Annotated in this window: 14 protein-coding genes; 5 read left to right on the forward strand and 9 right to left on the reverse strand. The window is 61.0% G+C overall.

The features are described 5' to 3' along the window. Positions 1 to 191: 191 nt before the first annotated feature. Complete coding sequence (gene murJ / locus ACQ4WP_RS26425; protein WP_436525850.1) at positions 192 to 1,739, reverse strand: murein biosynthesis integral membrane protein MurJ; 1,548 nt, start codon at positions 1,737 to 1,739, stop codon at positions 192 to 194. A 297-nt stretch (positions 1,740 to 2,036) separates the two neighbouring features. On the opposite strand from murJ, the gene rpsT reads away from it, so the two are divergent. Beyond that, positions 2,037 to 2,303, forward strand: a complete 267-nt coding sequence (gene rpsT, locus ACQ4WP_RS26430) for a 30S ribosomal protein S20 (RefSeq protein ID WP_010395935.1) — start codon at positions 2,037 to 2,039, stop codon at positions 2,301 to 2,303. 175 nt (positions 2,304 to 2,478) lie between these two features. Here the strand turns inward: rpsT and ACQ4WP_RS26435 are convergent, their stop codons facing one another. The 3 genes from ACQ4WP_RS26435 to ACQ4WP_RS26445 form a co-directional block, all read right to left on the reverse strand. Continuing rightward, a complete protein-coding gene (locus ACQ4WP_RS26435; protein ID WP_436525852.1) occupies positions 2,479 to 2,931 on the reverse strand; it encodes a DUF192 domain-containing protein in 453 nt (150 codons plus the stop codon). A 130-nt stretch (positions 2,932 to 3,061) separates the two neighbouring features. After that, positions 3,062 to 3,385 (reverse strand): hypothetical protein, encoded by a 324-nt coding sequence (locus ACQ4WP_RS26440; RefSeq protein WP_436525854.1) that lies wholly within the window; start codon positions 3,383 to 3,385, stop codon positions 3,062 to 3,064. Positions 3,386 to 3,496: 111 nt separating this feature from the next. Continuing rightward, positions 3,497 to 4,060, reverse strand: coding sequence for a pseudouridine synthase (locus ACQ4WP_RS26445; protein WP_436525856.1), 564 nt, complete (start codon positions 4,058 to 4,060; stop codon positions 3,497 to 3,499). A gap of 310 nt (positions 4,061 to 4,370) precedes the next feature. Between ACQ4WP_RS26445 and icd the strand changes: the two genes are divergently transcribed. Continuing rightward, positions 4,371 to 5,624, forward strand: a complete 1,254-nt coding sequence (gene icd / locus ACQ4WP_RS26450) for an NADP-dependent isocitrate dehydrogenase (RefSeq protein WP_436525858.1) — start codon at positions 4,371 to 4,373, stop codon at positions 5,622 to 5,624. Between the two features lie 92 nt (positions 5,625 to 5,716). Here icd and cspE read toward each other — a convergent pair whose 3' ends face one another. Next, a complete protein-coding gene (cspE, locus tag ACQ4WP_RS26455; RefSeq protein ID WP_010395943.1) occupies positions 5,717 to 5,920 on the reverse strand; it encodes a transcription antiterminator/RNA stability regulator CspE in 204 nt (67 codons plus the stop codon). Between the two features lie 97 nt (positions 5,921 to 6,017). Next, on the reverse strand, positions 6,018 to 6,209 hold the full coding sequence (locus tag ACQ4WP_RS26460; RefSeq protein ID WP_436525860.1) for a hypothetical protein: 192 nt from the start codon (positions 6,207 to 6,209) through the stop codon (positions 6,018 to 6,020). A 32-nt stretch (positions 6,210 to 6,241) separates the two neighbouring features. On the opposite strand from ACQ4WP_RS26460, the gene clpS reads away from it, so the two are divergent. The 3 genes from clpS (at position 6,242) to ACQ4WP_RS26475 (ending at position 12,385) form a co-directional block, all read left to right on the forward strand. Then, complete coding sequence (gene clpS / locus ACQ4WP_RS26465; protein WP_034751577.1) at positions 6,242 to 6,544, forward strand: ATP-dependent Clp protease adapter ClpS; 303 nt, start codon at positions 6,242 to 6,244, stop codon at positions 6,542 to 6,544. Next, complete coding sequence (clpA, locus tag ACQ4WP_RS26470) at positions 6,541 to 8,841, forward strand: ATP-dependent Clp protease ATP-binding subunit ClpA (protein WP_426072828.1); 2,301 nt, start codon at positions 6,541 to 6,543, stop codon at positions 8,839 to 8,841. Before clpS ends, clpA begins: the two co-directional genes overlap by 4 nt. 178 nt (positions 8,842 to 9,019) lie before the next feature. Next, entirely contained in the window at positions 9,020 to 12,385 is a 3,366-nt protein-coding gene (locus tag ACQ4WP_RS26475; protein ID WP_436525863.1) for a S41 family peptidase, read from the forward strand. Between the two features lie 5 nt (positions 12,386 to 12,390). Here ACQ4WP_RS26475 and ACQ4WP_RS26480 read toward each other — a convergent pair whose 3' ends face one another. Genes ACQ4WP_RS26480 through ACQ4WP_RS26490 form a run of 3 tightly spaced genes read right to left on the reverse strand, consistent with a single transcriptional unit; the run spans position 12,391 to position 15,053 of the window. After that, a complete protein-coding gene (locus tag ACQ4WP_RS26480; protein ID WP_436525865.1) occupies positions 12,391 to 13,110 on the reverse strand; it encodes a LytR/AlgR family response regulator transcription factor in 720 nt (239 codons plus the stop codon). Continuing rightward, entirely contained in the window at positions 13,107 to 14,177 is a 1,071-nt protein-coding gene (locus ACQ4WP_RS26485) for a sensor histidine kinase (protein ID WP_436525867.1), read from the reverse strand. Before ACQ4WP_RS26485 ends, ACQ4WP_RS26480 begins: the two co-directional genes overlap by 4 nt. 3 nt (positions 14,178 to 14,180) lie before the next feature. Further along, complete coding sequence (locus tag ACQ4WP_RS26490; RefSeq protein ID WP_436525869.1) at positions 14,181 to 15,053, reverse strand: alpha/beta fold hydrolase; 873 nt, start codon at positions 15,051 to 15,053, stop codon at positions 14,181 to 14,183. Positions 15,054 to 15,077 lie beyond the last annotated feature (24 nt).

Here is a 15,077-nt window from a genome sequence, read left to right on the forward strand (position 1 = left end):
GGTTAGTCTTCTGAATGACGAACGGCCCGATCGAAAATTCGACCGGGCCGTCAAGGCAAAACCAAAGCGCTATGCCACTCGAGTTCTACGAAAAACTGCTTAAGTGAACGGCATTACGCCTCGGCGGGTTTTTTTTCGTCTGGGTCATCTGCGCAAGGCGTGACGCCGGCAACACCGTCCTGCGCATGTTGTCATGCGTGGCGCTTGAAGTCGCGGAAGCGGAAGCCAACGAGGAATAGCGTGGCAAAGTAGGCTACGCCGCACAGGCTCACCAGCAGGGCCAGCGCGCCGGCCCGCAACAGCGGATGGGCTTGCATGGCGATCCAGTCGATGCGCAGGGCGCCGAAGGCCGCCACGCCGCCCATCACGATGAGTGCCGGCAGCAGGCGCAGGAAGAACTTGGCCCAGCCCGGTTTCGGCTGGTAGATGCCGCGCTTGCGCAAGCCCCAGTACAGGAAGCTGGCGTTCAGGCAGGCGCCCAGGCCGATCGACAGGGCCAGGCCGGCCACGGCGATGTAGGGCACGAACAGCAAATTCATCAGCTGCGTGGCGATCAGCACGCCGATGGCGATTTTTACGGGCGTGCGGATGTCCTGGCGCGCATAAAACGCGGGCGCCAGGGTTTTCACGAGGATGATGCCGATCAAGCCCAGGCTGTAAGCCACCAGCGGTTGCGTCGACATGGTTACGGATTCGGCCGTAAACTTGCCGTAGTGAAAGAGCGTGGCGATCAGCGGCGTGGCCAGGGTCGCCATGCCGACGGCGGCGGGCAGTGCCAACAGGAAAGTCAGGCGCAAACCCCAGTCCAGCAGGGCCGAATATTCCGTCTTGTCGCCATCCACATTCGCCTTCGACAGGCTGGGCAGCAAGATGGTGCCCAGGGCCACGCCCAGCATGGCGGTAGGGAACTCCATCAGGCGGTCCGCATACGACAGCCAGGAAATGCTGCCTTCGGCCAGGCGCGACGCGATGCTGGTGTTGATCATCAGGCTGATCTGCGCTGCCGAGACGGCAAACACGGCCGGCCCCATCTTTTTCAGCACGCGGCGCACGCCGCCGTCGGACAGGCCGATGGCGGGATTGAGCGACAGGCGCGGCAGCATGCCGATCTTGATCAGGGCGGGGATCTGGATGGCCACCTGCAGCAAGCCACCGGCGAACACGGCAATGGCCATGGCATAGATCGGCTGTTTCAAGTGCGGCGCGAGGAACAGCGAGGCGGCGATGAATGATAAATTGAGCAACACTGGCGTAAACGCGGGAATCTTGAATTCGCGCCAGGTATTCAAAATGCCGCCGGCCAGGGCCACGAAAGACATGCAGGTAATATAAGGGAACATCAGCCGCGTCATCCACACGGCCGCATCGAAGGCGCCCGCATCCTTGGTCAGGCCCGTGGCGATGACGTACACGAACCACGGCGCACCGACGATGCCGATGAGGGAAACGAGCAGGGTGGCCCAGACCAGGGTGGTGGCCACATGGTCGGCCAATTGTTTGCTAGCTTCCTGGCCATGCTGGTTCTTGTATTCCGACAAGATCGGCACGAAGGCTTGCGAGAATGCACCCTCGGCAAACAAGCGGCGCAGCAGGTTGGGGATGCGGAAGGCAACAATGAAGGCGTCCGTGTACGCGCCGGCGCCAAAGGCGCGCGCGAACAGGCTTTCGCGCAATAATCCGGTTACACGGGACAGCATGGTCATGCTGGAGATGGCGGCGAGGGTTTTAAGCAAGTTCATGGGGGCAGATTATAGCCGGGCGAGGTGCCGTTAAACGGTTAAAATATGGTAACAATCGCTGTTGATTCACCCTTGTCAGGCCCATTTTCAGGTGTTTTTGACGTCACACATGGTTTTTTGATTTGCCCCCGCTTGAAAATATCGCTATAATCGAAGGCTGTACAGAATTCTGTTACGCAGACACTAATGTTTGACAGGCACTGGTTTGGCACACATGGTTCGGCAGACGCACAGAACGCACCGGTTGGCAAACACTAATGTTTGCAAACGCACTTTGACCCTGTTTTAGGAAATTCCATGGCAAATACCGCACAAGCGCGCAAACGCGCTCGTCAAGCAGTTAAGCAAAACGCACACAATTCGTCCCAACGTTCGACCTTGCGCACGGCTATCAAAGCTGCTCGCAAAGCGATCCAGGGCGGCGACAAGGCAGCTGCTGCTGCAATCTTCCAAGCATCCGTGTCGACCATCGACCGTATCGCTGACAAGAAGATCATCCACAAAAACAAGGCAGCTCGCCATAAGAGCCGTCTGGCAGCTGCTTTGAAAGCACTGTCCGCTTAATATTCGCCAGCAGGCAAGCCACCAAGGTGGCCTTGCCTGTGCCAGTACGCTGGCACTGGTTGAAAAGCAAAAACCCGCAGATTCGTTCTGGCGGGTTTTTTCGCGTGCGCGCGCACTTTTTATGAGCATCTTCTGCCGCGTTTTCCGGCAGCTGCCCGCTGCCGGCCGCCACGGCTTAGTGCAAGGCGGGCAAGTTGCCGATGTTCATACCTGGCTTGATGTTCTTTTGCTTGAACCAGCCCAGGTTCATTTCCAGCGCATAGCGCACGGGCACGGTCCTGGTGGAGCAATGGCTGTCGAGTGTATGCGCTTGCATGTCTTCGATGTTGACGATCTTGCCACTGGCGTCGATAAAGGCCACCGACAGGGGCAGTGGCGTGTTTTTTATCCACATGCATTGCGTCGACGGGTTGCCAAAAACGAATAGCATGCCTGCATTGGCCGGCATTTTTTCGCGGTACATCAAGCCTTGTTCACGTTGTTCTTGCGTGGCGGCGACTTCCGCCTGGATCAAATGCATGCCGGCCGAGAGCTGCAAGCTCTTGCCTTGCGATGTTTGCGCTTGCGCAATGCTGGCGCAAGCCATCAGGGCGATGGACAGGCTGAGACGGCGAAGGGAAGTTTTCATGGAGCGGGACGGTGGCTGTGAAGCGGCGATTAAGCCATGCAGGCAGCGCCCGGTCAAGCCTGCTGCCTGGCCGCAGAGAAAGCGTGGGGTTACAGCAACATGATTGCTGCCGTAACCCCGGGGCCTACGCTTATTTCACCGGCTTGCCTGCTTCAGCGGCTGGCTGTTTCGTCTTGCGCGCCTGGGGAATCAGGCGCGGCGCATCGGTTGCGGCCGAGGCCTTGGTCGATGCACCGGAACGCGCCGCGTCCGTCGCAGCGGACGCGTTGACGGAAGCCGCTGCCGGCGGCACCGGCTTGATGGCATCGGTGGCGGCCGAAGCATGGCTGGCTGCCGATGCGGGGGGCGGTTTGACGGCATCGGTCGCTGCGGAAGCGTGCACCTTGGCACCCGATTGCGCCAATGCGGCGCCGGCAAGCAGGGAGGCGACCAGCGTCAGTATTACTTTTGTCATCATCTTTCCTTTTCCATCATGTTAAGGTGGGATGATTTTAATGCATTATCTAAAAATAAATAGTGCTTATTGGCAAAATTTTAGTGCTGAAGCCATCTTTTCTTGTCCTGCTCACGCTTTTCCAATGTTCTCGGCCGGCACTTCGCACCATTCGCCAGGCAGCAGAGGGTGGCTGGCCAGCGAGAACGGGCCGATGGCGCTGCGCACCAGGCGCAGGGTGGGCAGGCCGACGGCAGCCGTCATGCGCCGCACTTGCCGGTTTTTCCCTTCTTTCAACGTGATCGCCAGCCACGAGGTCGGCTTGTCGACGCGCGCGCGGATGGGCGGGTTGCGGGGCCACAGCCATTCCGGCTCGGCGATGCGCACGGCCTTGCACGGCTTGGTGATGAAGTCGCCCAGGTCCAGCGGCGCCTGCAGGCGCGCCAGGCTGGCCGCGTCGGGCACGCCGTCGACCTGCACCAGGTAGGTTTTCGCTTCCTTGCGGTCGGGGTGGCTGATTTCGTGCTGCAGGCGGCCGTCGTCCGTCAGCAGCAGCAAGCCTTCGCTGTCGGCGTCGAGCCGGCCGGCCGGGTAGATGCCGGGAATGGTCAAATGGTCAGCCAGGGTGAGGCGGCCGTCCTGCGGCGAAAATTGGCACAAGACCTGGAATGGTTTATTGAAGAGAATGAGTGGCATGCTGATAAATGAATTGATGCAAACGATGGTGGCCGCTGGTTGGCGCCGCAAATGCGTGGCGCCCTGTAAGATACTGGTGCATAATGTGAAACGCTAGTCTTATGTCTTATAGAAGACTTGGTGCCAGCGTGGCGATACGGTTCTTTGGCGCTGCATTCTGCAGTGCGATGCAGATGGCCCGGGTGTTCTTTCCCTGCTAAAGTGCGTTGTTACCGCCCTGTTCGGACTTGTTTTTGTAAACTCTGCAACCGCAGAGCGCGTCGCCGGCCTGTGTTGCCCGCCAGCGGTGTGTCCCACTTCGGAGATCACGATGTATCAACATATCACTGTACCTGCTGACGGCCAAAAAATCACCGTCAACGCCGATTTTTCGCTGAATGTACCAGATAATCCCATCGTTCCCTTCATTGAAGGCGATGGCACGGGCATCGATATCAGTCCGGTCATGATCAAGGTGATCGACGCTGCCGTGGCCAAGGCTTACGGCGGCGCGCGCAAGATCAGCTGGATGGAAATCTATGCGGGTGAAAAATCGACGAATGTGTACGGTCCCGATGTGTGGCTGCCGGAAGAAACTTTGGCCGTACTGAAAGATTACGTGGTCTCCATCAAGGGCCCGCTGACCACGCCCGTCGGCGGCGGCATCCGCTCGCTGAACGTGGCGCTGCGCCAGCAGCTGGATCTGTATGTCTGCCTGCGCCCCGTGCGCTACTTCACGGGCGTGCCGTCGCCCGTGAAAGAGCCGGAAAAGACCGACATGGTGATTTTCCGTGAAAATTCGGAAGACATCTACGCCGGCATCGAATACCAGCAAGGCTCGCCCGAAGCCAAGAAATTGATGGATTTCCTGATCAATGAAATGGGCGTGACCAAGATCCGCTTCCCGGCCACCTCGGGCCTGGGCATCAAGCCTGTGTCCATAGAAGGCACGCAGCGCCTGGTGCGCAAGGCCATCCAGTACGCGATCGACAATGACAAGCCATCCGTGACGATCGTGCACAAAGGCAACATCATGAAGTACACGGAAGGCGGTTTCCGCGACTGGGCGTATGCGCTGGCGCAAAAGGAATTCGGCGCCGAACTGATCGATGGCGGTCCCTGGTGCAAGTTCAAGAATCCGAAGACGGGCCGCGACATCATCGTCAAGGATTCCATCGCTGACGCATTCCTGCAACAAATCCTGTTGCGTCCGGCCGAATACAGCGTCATCGCTACCTTGAATTTGAACGGCGATTACATTTCCGACGCGCTGGCGGCGCAAGTGGGCGGCATCGGCATCGCGCCGGGCGCCAACCTGTCCGACTCCGTCGCCATGTTCGAGGCGACGCACGGCACGGCGCCTAAGTACGCGGGCAAGGATTACGTGAACCCCGGTTCCCTGATCCTGTCAGCGGAAATGATGCTGCGCCACATGGGCTGGCTGGAAGCGGCCGACCTGATCATTTCGTCGATGCAGAAATCGATTGCCTCGAAGCGCGTCACCTACGATTTCGCCCGCCTGATGGAGGGCGCGACGCAAGTGTCGTGCTCCGGTTTCGGCGAGGTGATGATCGAGCACATGTAACACGAGGGGCAGGGCAGGGTGCAGCGCACCCTGCGGACGAAAAAAAACCCCGCTCGAAAACGGGGTTTTTCACATCTGAGGGCCGGCGATGCTTAGGCTGCTTGGATGTTGGAAGCTTGCTTGCCTTTAGGGCCTTGCGTGACTTCGAATTGAACTTTTTGACCTTCTTTGAGGGTCTTGAAACCGTTCATGTTGATTGCGGAGAAGTGAGCAAACAAATCTTCGCCGCCGTCATCTGGAGTGATGAAGCCAAAACCTTTGGAATCATTGAACCACTTAACTGTACCTGTTGCCATAAAAAGAACTTTCAAAATTAAAACAAATCACACGAGCCATAAAAGCAAGAAGCTTCTTGCCCCCTCCTCGACGTCTCACTTCTTATCAAGCTGTACATTACTGCAACAGTCGATACAGCATTGTTGGCGGAATAAATAATGAAGTCAAGCGCTTTTCCATCGTTATTGGCAAATTCTTCACGGCAACCAAAAAAGCAACTCTTGATTTTGACAGCAAGGTCGCCATCTGCGCACTATTAAGAAAACGCGTAAGATTGAAAACAATTGGAAAGGCGTAGATATTGCGCATGACAACCACTGTGAAAGCATTAGAATAAGCGTATGGCAACCAAGCACGACACAGAAACCCTGCTGGAGCGGCAAGTGCTGAAGCCGCCACCGCTTTACCAGGTAGCCTTGCTCAATGATGACTACACCCCGATGGAATTTGTGGTGGCCATCATTCAGGAGTATTTCAACAAGGACCGTGAAACGGCGACGCAAATCATGCTCAGTGTTCATCGCTACGGCAAAGGAGTGTGCGGCGTGTTCTCTAAAGATATAGCGTGTACCAAAGTGGAGTTCGTTTTAACGCATGCGCGCAAGGCGGGGCACCCCCTGCAGTGCGTGATGGAGGAAGTATGATTGCGCAGGAATTAGAAGTAAGTTTGCACATGGCGTTTGTCGAAGCTCGGCAGGCACGGCATGAATTCATCACGGTTGAGCATTTACTGCTGGCACTGCTGGACAATCCGTCCGCTGCCGAGGTGTTGCGTGCCTGCGCGGTCAATATTGAGGACCTGCGCAAGACCCTCACCAATTTCATCGGCGATAACACGCCGACCGTGCCTGGCACGGGCGAAGTCGACACCCAGCCGACGCTTGGTTTCCAGCGCGTGATCCAGCGCGCCATCATGCATGTCCAGTCTGCCTCAAATGGCAAGAAGGAAGTCACGGGCGCCAATGTGCTGGTGGCCATCTTCGGCGAAAAGGATTCGCATGCTGTTTACTACCTGCACCAGCAGGGCGTGACGCGCCTGGACGTGGTCAATTTCATCTCGCACGGCGTGCGCAAGGACCAGTCGACGGAAAGCGCGAAAGCCTCCGAAGGCGTGGAAGAAGCGCCCGTCGATGGCCAGCCGAAGGAAAGCCCGCTCGACCAGTTCACGCAAAACCTGAACAAGGCCGCTGCCGAAGGCAAGATCGACCCCTTGATCGGCCGCGAGGAAGAAGTCGACCGCGTGATCCAGATCCTGTGCCGCCGCCGCAAGAACAATCCGCTGCTGGTCGGCGAGGCGGGCGTGGGCAAGACGGCCATCGCCGAAGGCCTCGCTTACCGCATCACGCAAAGCGATGTGCCGGAAATCCTGCAAAATGCCGTCGTGTATTCGCTGGACATGGGCGCCTTGCTGGCCGGTACCAAATACCGCGGTGACTTCGAACAGCGCCTGAAAGCCGTGCTGAAACAATTGAAGGACAATCCGAACGGCATCCTGTTCATCGACGAGATCCACACCATCATCGGTGCGGGCTCGGCCTCGGGCGGCACCCTGGACGCATCGAACCTGCTGAAACCGGCACTGGCCAACGGCCAGTTGAAATGCATAGGCGCGACCACGTACACGGAATTCCGCGGCGTGTTTGAGAAAGATCATGCCTTGAGCCGCCGTTTCCAGAAAGTGGACGTCAACGAGCCGACCGTCGAGCAAACCATACAGATTCTGCGCGGCCTGAAATCGCGCTTCGAAGAGCACCATGGTGTGAAATACTCGGCTTCGGCCCTGACGACGGCAGCCGAACTGGCGGCGCGCTTCATCAACGATCGCCATTTGCCCGACAAGGCGATCGACGTCATCGATGAAGCGGGCGCCGCGCAGCGCATCTTGCCGAAGTCGAAGCAAAAGAAAACCATCGGCAAGGCCGAGATCGAGGACATTATCGCCAAGATCGCGCGCATTCCGCCGCAAACGGTCAACCAGGACGACCGCAGCAAGCTGCAAACCATCGACCGCGACTTGCGCAATGTGGTATTCGGGCAAGATCCCGCCATCGACGCGCTGGCCTCGGCCATCAAGATGGCGCGCGCGGGCCTGGGCAAGACGGACAAGCCGATCGGCTCCTTCCTGTTCTCCGGCCCGACGGGCGTGGGCAAGACCGAGGTGGCGAAACAGCTGGCCTTCATCCTCGGCATCGAGCTGATCCGTTTCGACATGTCGGAATACATGGAACGCCACGCCGTCAGCCGTTTGATCGGCGCGCCACCGGGCTACGTTGGTTTCGACCAGGGCGGCTTGCTGACGGAAGCGATCACCAAGAAGCCGCATGCGGTCTTGCTGCTCGATGAAATCGAAAAAGCCCATCCGGATATTTTCAATATCCTGCTGCAAGTGATGGACCACGGCACCTTGACGGACAACAATGGCCGCAAAGCCGATTTCCGCAACGTGATCATCATCATGACCACGAATGCGGGCGCGGAAAGCTTGCAGAAAGCCTCGATCGGTTTCACCAATTCCAAGCAGGCAGGCGACGAGATGGCCGACATCAAGCGCATGTTCACGCCGGAATTCCGCAACCGCATCGACGCGACCATCAGCTTCCGCGCGCTGGACCAGGAAATCATCCTGCGCGTGGTCGACAAGTTCCTGATGCAGCTGGAAGAACAGTTGCACGAGAAAAAGGTCGAAGCCGTGTTTACCGAGAAGCTGCGTGCTTTCCTCGGCAAGAAAGGCTTCGATCCGCTGATGGGCGCGCGGCCGATGGCACGTTTGATCCAGGATCTGATCCGCAAGGCCCTGGCCGACGAGCTGCTGTTCGGCCGCCTGGTCACCGGCGGACGGGTCACGGTCGACCTCGACGACAAGGACCAGGTCTTGCTGGAATTCCCGGAACCGCCCGACGCGGCACCGACGGCTGCACCGGAAACGGTGGAAGTGGAGTAATCGGCTTCATCGCTACGTGCGATCAAAAACCCGCCCCACGCAAGTGGCGCGGGTTTTTTTACGTTTTTGTGGGCAATAAAGAAGGTTTTCTTTGGTCGTGCTTATGCCAGAATTGCTGTCCGGTATCGACATGATGTCCATGCCACCTTATCGCCCTCAATGCTATCTGGATGCTCACATGAAAATTTCCCGCAATCTTTCCTTGCTCCTGTTGTCCGCCGGTCTGTTGGGCAACGCCGCCGCTGCCTCCGCTCCTGCCACCAGCTATTTCCGTTTCCCCGCCGTACGCGGCGACACCGTCGTGTTCACGGCCGAAGGAGATTTGTGGAAAAGCAGCGTGCGCGGTAGCGCGGCGCAGCGCTTGACCACGCATCCCGGCTATGAAACGAACGCGGCGATTTCCCGTGACGGCCAGTGGCTGGCGTTTTCCGCCGCTTACGAAGGGGCGCAGGAAGCCTATGTGATGCCGCTGGCCGGTGGCTTGCCGCGCCGTATTTCGTATGACAATGGCGGCGTGCTGGTGCTGGGCTGGACGGCGCAGGGCGAGGTGCTGGTCAGCACGCAAAATACGGATGGCCCCGCCTCGCGCCGCATCGTCGCCGCCATCGATCCCGTGAAACAGACGCGGCGCGTGTTTCCCGTGGCCGACGCCAACGATGCCGTGCTCGACGACGCGGGCAAGACGCTCTTCTTCACGCGTTTCGGCCTGGCCATGACCAACGACAATGTGCGCAACTACCGGGGCGGCGCGCATGCCACCCTGTGGCGCTATGAGCTGGACGGCAAGGGCGAGGCCGTGCGCATGCACACGGAGCCTGCCGTGTTAGCGGGCAACAACAAGCGCCCCATGTGGTGGCAAGGCCGCGTGGTGTACATCAGCGACGAGGGCGGCAGCGACAACCTGTGGAGCATGCTGCCCGACGGCTCCGACCGCCGTGCTTTGACTGCCCACATGCAGTGGGACGTGCGCAATGCCTCCTTGGGCGATGGCAAGGTCGTCTACCAGCTGGGCGCGGATTTGCACGTGCTCGACCTGAACGCGCCAGGCGCGTCGGCCTCTTCGTCCACTTCGCAGCCGCTGGCCATCAGCCTCGTTTCCGACTTCGACCAGCAGCGTGCGCGCCAGATCCGTTCGCCGCTCGATACCTTGAGCAATGTCCAGTTGTCGGGCAAGGATGAGCGCATCATCCTCACTGCAAGGGGCCGCGTCAGCATCGCCGGCACGGGCAGCCTGCGCCGCGTCGATATCGCCATTCCCGAAGGGGCGCGGGCGCGTGATGCCGTTTTTTCCAGCGACGAGAAATCCGTGTTCGCCATCGTCGACACGAGCGGCGAAAATGAAATCTGGAAGTACGCCGCCGATGGCTCGGGCAAGGGCGAGCAGCTGACGACGCAGGGCGACAACCACCGCTGGAAGCTGTACCCGTCGCCGGACGGGCGCTGGCTGGCGCACACGGACAAGAAGGGTCGTTTCTGGCTGCTGGACCTGGCGACCAAGGGCAACCAGCTGATCGACGACGCGGGCAAGGCGGGCGTGGACAAGCACGACGAAGTGCAATGGTCGCCCGACAGCCGCAACTTGGCCATTGTGCGCGTGGCCAGCAACGAGCAGCGCGAGCAGATCGGCCTGTACAACCTCGCCTCGAAGCAGTTGCAATTCGTCACCAGCGACCGCTATACGTCCGGCTCGCCCGTGTTTTCGCCCGACGGGCGTTGGCTGTATTTCATGTCGGCGCGCAATTTCCAGCTGGCCAATGGGTCACCGTGGGGCGACCGCAACATGGGCCCCGTGTTCGACAAGCGCATCGGCGTGTATGCGCTGGCGCTGCAGCCGGGTAACCGTTTCCCGTTCCAGCCCGATGATGAGCTGAGCCGCCCTGGCGTCAAGCCGGCCGAAACGGATGATGAAAAAGCGGCCGAACTGGCGGCGGAAAAGGCCCTGGAAAAGGCTGGCGGCAAAGGCGCAGTGAAAAAGGCGCCGACCGCCTTGCCGGCCATCGTCAGCCAGGGCCTGGCCGAACGCCTGTATGAAGTGCCGCTGGCGGCGGGCAACTACAGCGCGCTGGCCGCCGATGACAAGCGCCTGTATTTCCTCGAGCGTGACAGTGGCGAGAACAAGTCCAGCCTGAAGACCCTCGCCATCGGCAATACCGGCTCCAAGCCGGAACTGCTGGTGGCCAATGTGCGTGAATTCGACCTGGCGGCGGATAAAAAACACCTGTATTACAGGACAGCAGCGGCTACTGGCCCGGGCGAGATGCTGGTGATCGAGGCAGGTGCCAAGCTGCCGGCCGACCTGTCGAAGGCCAAGGTCAAGGTCGACGACTGGACGTTTGTCTCGAATCCGCGCCTGGAATGGAAGCAGATGTTCAATGATGCCTGGCGCTTGCATCGCGATTTCCTGTATGACGCGAAGATGCGCGGCGTGAACTGGAAGGCGGCGCGCGACAAATATGCGCCGTTGGTCGAGCGGGTCACGGATCGTGCCGAGCTCAATGACGTACTGGGCATGATGGTGGCCGAAGTGGGCGCCCTGCATTCGCAGATCCGTCCCGGCGAACTGCGTCGCACGGAACAGGAAGGCACGCCGGCCGGCCTGGGCGCCGTGCTGGCGCGTACCAGCGACGGCTACCAGGTCGAGCATGTCTACCGTAGCGAGGCGGAACTGCCCTCGGTGCGCGCGCCCCTGTCGCGCCCCGACGTGGATGTGAAGGCGGGCGACGTGATTACGGCTGTCAATGGCAAGGATGTGCTGGCCGCACGCGATATCAGCGACCTGCTGCTGAACCAGGCCGACAAGCAGGTGCTGCTGCAGGTCAAACGGGGCAAGAGCGCGCCGCGCGCCGTCATCGTCACGCCCGTCAACATGGCGAAACAGACGGCGCTGCGCTATGGCGACTGGGAACTGAGCCGCGCCGAGCAGGTAGCGGCCGCCTCGCAGGGGCGCATCGGCTACCTGCACCTGCGCGCCATGGGGGCGAACGACATCGCCTCGTTCGCGCGCGACTTTTACGCCAACATCAACCGCGAAGGCTTGATCATCGACGTGCGGCGCAATAACGGCGGCAATATCGACAGCTGGATCATTGAAAAACTGCTGCGCAAGGCTTGGGCCTACTGGGCGCCGCCGGGCGTGCAGCCATCGTCGAACATGCAGAACACCTTCCGCGGCCACCTGGTGGTGCTGGTCGATGAACTGACGTATTCGGATGGCGAAACCTTCGCCGCCGGCATCAAGGCCCTGGGCCTGGCGCCGCTGGTGGGCAAGCGCACGGCCGGCGCCGGCGTCTGGCTCAGCGACAATACGCGCTTGGCCGACAATGGCATGGCGCGCGTGGCGGAAAACGGCCAGTTCGGCATCGATGGCCAGTGGCTGATCGAAGGCGTGGGCGTGGTGCCGGACGTGGAGGTGGAGAATCCGCCGCACGCCACCTTCAATGGCGCCGACCGCCAGCTGGAAGTGGCGCTCGACATGCTGGCGAAAAAGCTCAAGGAACAGCCGCGTCCCGCCTTCCAGGCGCAGCCGATACCTGCGCTGAAGTAAGGAGGCTACAGGCCGGTGATGGCCTTGAACTGCTGCGCGCGGCGGCGCGACACCTCGACCACGCTGCCGTCCAGCAGGCGCAGGTCGAGACCATCGGCCGCATTCTGCGCGAGCTGTGCGACCTGCGCCAGGTTGACGATCTGGCGCCGGTTGGCGCGCAAGAACAGGGCGGGATCGAGCTTTTCTTCCAGCTGGTTCAGGGTGCGCAGCATCAGCGGCTGCTGTGCGCCGAAATGCACGCGCGTGTAGTTACCTTCCGACTCCAACAGGCGGATATCGTCAAACGCCACAAACCAGCAGCGTTCCCCATCCTTGATGAAGACCTTGCGCGGCGCGGGCGGCGGCACGGCTTGCGCCCGCGCGCCGGCACGCGCCAGCGCCGTGGCCAGGCGCGCCGCCTGCACGGGTTTTTGCAGGTAATCGAGGGCGCTCACTTCAAACGCCTGCAGCGCGTACTGGTCGAAGGCCGTGCAAAAGATGACATCGGGAGCATCATCCAACGCGGCCAGCAGGTCGAAACCGGAGCCGCCCGGCATCTGCACGTCGAGCAGCAGCAGGTCCGGGGCCTGCTTGCCGATCTGCGCGACGGCGTCGGCCGCGCTGGCCGCCTCGCCGACGATCTCCACGGCGCCTCGCTGCACATGCGGCGCCAGCAGACGCCGCAGCTCGGCGCGCGCCAGGCGCTCGTCATCGACCAGCATTACTTTGAGCGGCTGAGCGTTCATGCTTGCTCCGGCAGGTGGATGGTGGCAAATACCCAGCCCGCCTGTTCGCGCAGTTCCAGGCTGGAGCGCTCGCCGCAGGCCAGCTGCAAGCGCTGGCGCGCATTGCGCAAGCCGACGCAGGTGGAGTTGCCTGGCTCGCGCAAGGCGCCCGTGTTGGCCACCTCGATCTGCAGCATGGCTGCGCCGTCGCCAGGACTGGAACGCCGTGCCGCAATGCGGATGTCGCCGCCATCGGCGCTCGCTTCGACGCCATATTTGACGGCATTTTCCACCAGCGTTTGCAGGGCCATGGGCGGCACACGCACGTGTTCCAGGTCGGGCGCGCTTATCTCGATCGCGAAGCTGACGCGCATGCGTTCCTCGAAGCGACTCTGTTCGATCGCCAGGTAGGCGTGCACGGCATCCAGTTCGGCCGCCAGCGGCACGGTCGCGTGCTGGCTAGACTGCAGCGCATGGCGCATCAGGTTGGCCAACTGGTCGATCATGCGCGCGGCTGCCTCGCGGTCTTCGAACATCAGCGCGCGCACGCTATTGAGGCTGTTGAAGAAAAAATGCGGATTGATTTGCGCCTGCAGGGCGCGCAGCTCCGCTTCCCGTCCATGCAGCTGCAGGCGCAGGGTCTCTGCTTCTAGCTGAGTGGCGCGGCGCAGCGAGACGATCATCGAATACAGGATGGTCCACACGAGGAAGGTGCTGAACCAGGAAATCAGTGCGAACGGCAGCCAATCAAAATCGCGTATGGCGCCGAACGGTCGCAGGGCGATGTACCCGGTCGCCACGAGTGCGCTCTGCACGACCGCCAGCACCACGCAGGCAGGCAGGATGCGCTGCCACGTGAAGTGGCGCGCCACCCAGCTCTGGCGGCGCAGCCAGCGCCGCCAGAGGATCGACAGTCCCAGCCCCGTGGCGGCGCCCCACCAGCACACCCCGATGACGGCCCAGCTGGCGCCGTTATGCGCGAGGCCCATCAAGGTCAACAGTGCCATGATATTCCAGCCGGCCAGCTGGAAGACCCAGTACCAGTTGATTCGTGTCAGCAAGGGCGGGTGGTTGGACGGCGTGGTCATGGCCTAGTTCAGGAACTGTTCGATGCGTCCGAACATCCAGTCGGGCTGGTCGTACATGATGAAGTGGCGCGCCGTGTCGGCTATTTCTATCCGTGCCTCTGGCAGTTGCGCGTACTGGTTGCGGAAGGTCTGTTCGATGGCGGCGCGCGGCGCATAGTCCTTGTAGGCGATCCAGGTGCCCAGCACCAGCGTGGGCGAGGAAATTCGCGCCACGTCCTGGCGCAGGTCGTTCGCCAGCAGGGTGCCCATGGCCTTGATCACCGTTTCGCGGTCCGAACGCTGGCCCCAGCCGAAGATGCGTTCCACGTCGGCCGGCGCGCTGGCCATGCCCGTGACGGCGCGGCGCTGGCTGGCGCTGGAACTGGCCGCATCCTGTGCGCGCATGGCCGATTGCATCTGTGTTGACATGGCTTGCAATTGCGGCCGCGTGATGGACGGCAGTTGCGTCGCTCCCAGCGCCGGCAGCGAGTCGACGATTACCAGCTTGCCCGTTTGTGCCGGATGGTCGATGGCCATTTTCAGGGCCAGGAAGCCGCCCAGGCTATGCCCGATGATGGCCGGCTGGCCCAGTTTTTTGGTGCTGATGTAGTCGGCCAGCTGTTGCTCGGCCTGCGCCAGCAAGTCGCCTTCGATGGGCGCCACGCCGGCAAAGCCGGCCAGTGTCAGCACGTGGCATTGGCGTGCGGCTTGCGGGCCGCACAGGCGCGCCACCGTGCCTTGCCAGACTTCGCCCGAGGACGCCAGACCGGGAATCAGGATGAGGGGGCGGCCTTGTCCGGTGACGTCGACCGTGAACGCCGTTGGCGTGGCCGCGTGGGCGGCGCCTGTCAGCAGTGCGCTGGCAAGCAAGGTCAATGCGGGTATCGTTTTTTTCATGGGGTGTTTCCTCCTTGACGACCA

The sequence above is a fragment of the Janthinobacterium lyxosi genome, assembly GCF_051380665.1.
Classification (GTDB): domain Bacteria; phylum Pseudomonadota; class Gammaproteobacteria; order Burkholderiales; family Burkholderiaceae_D; genus Janthinobacterium.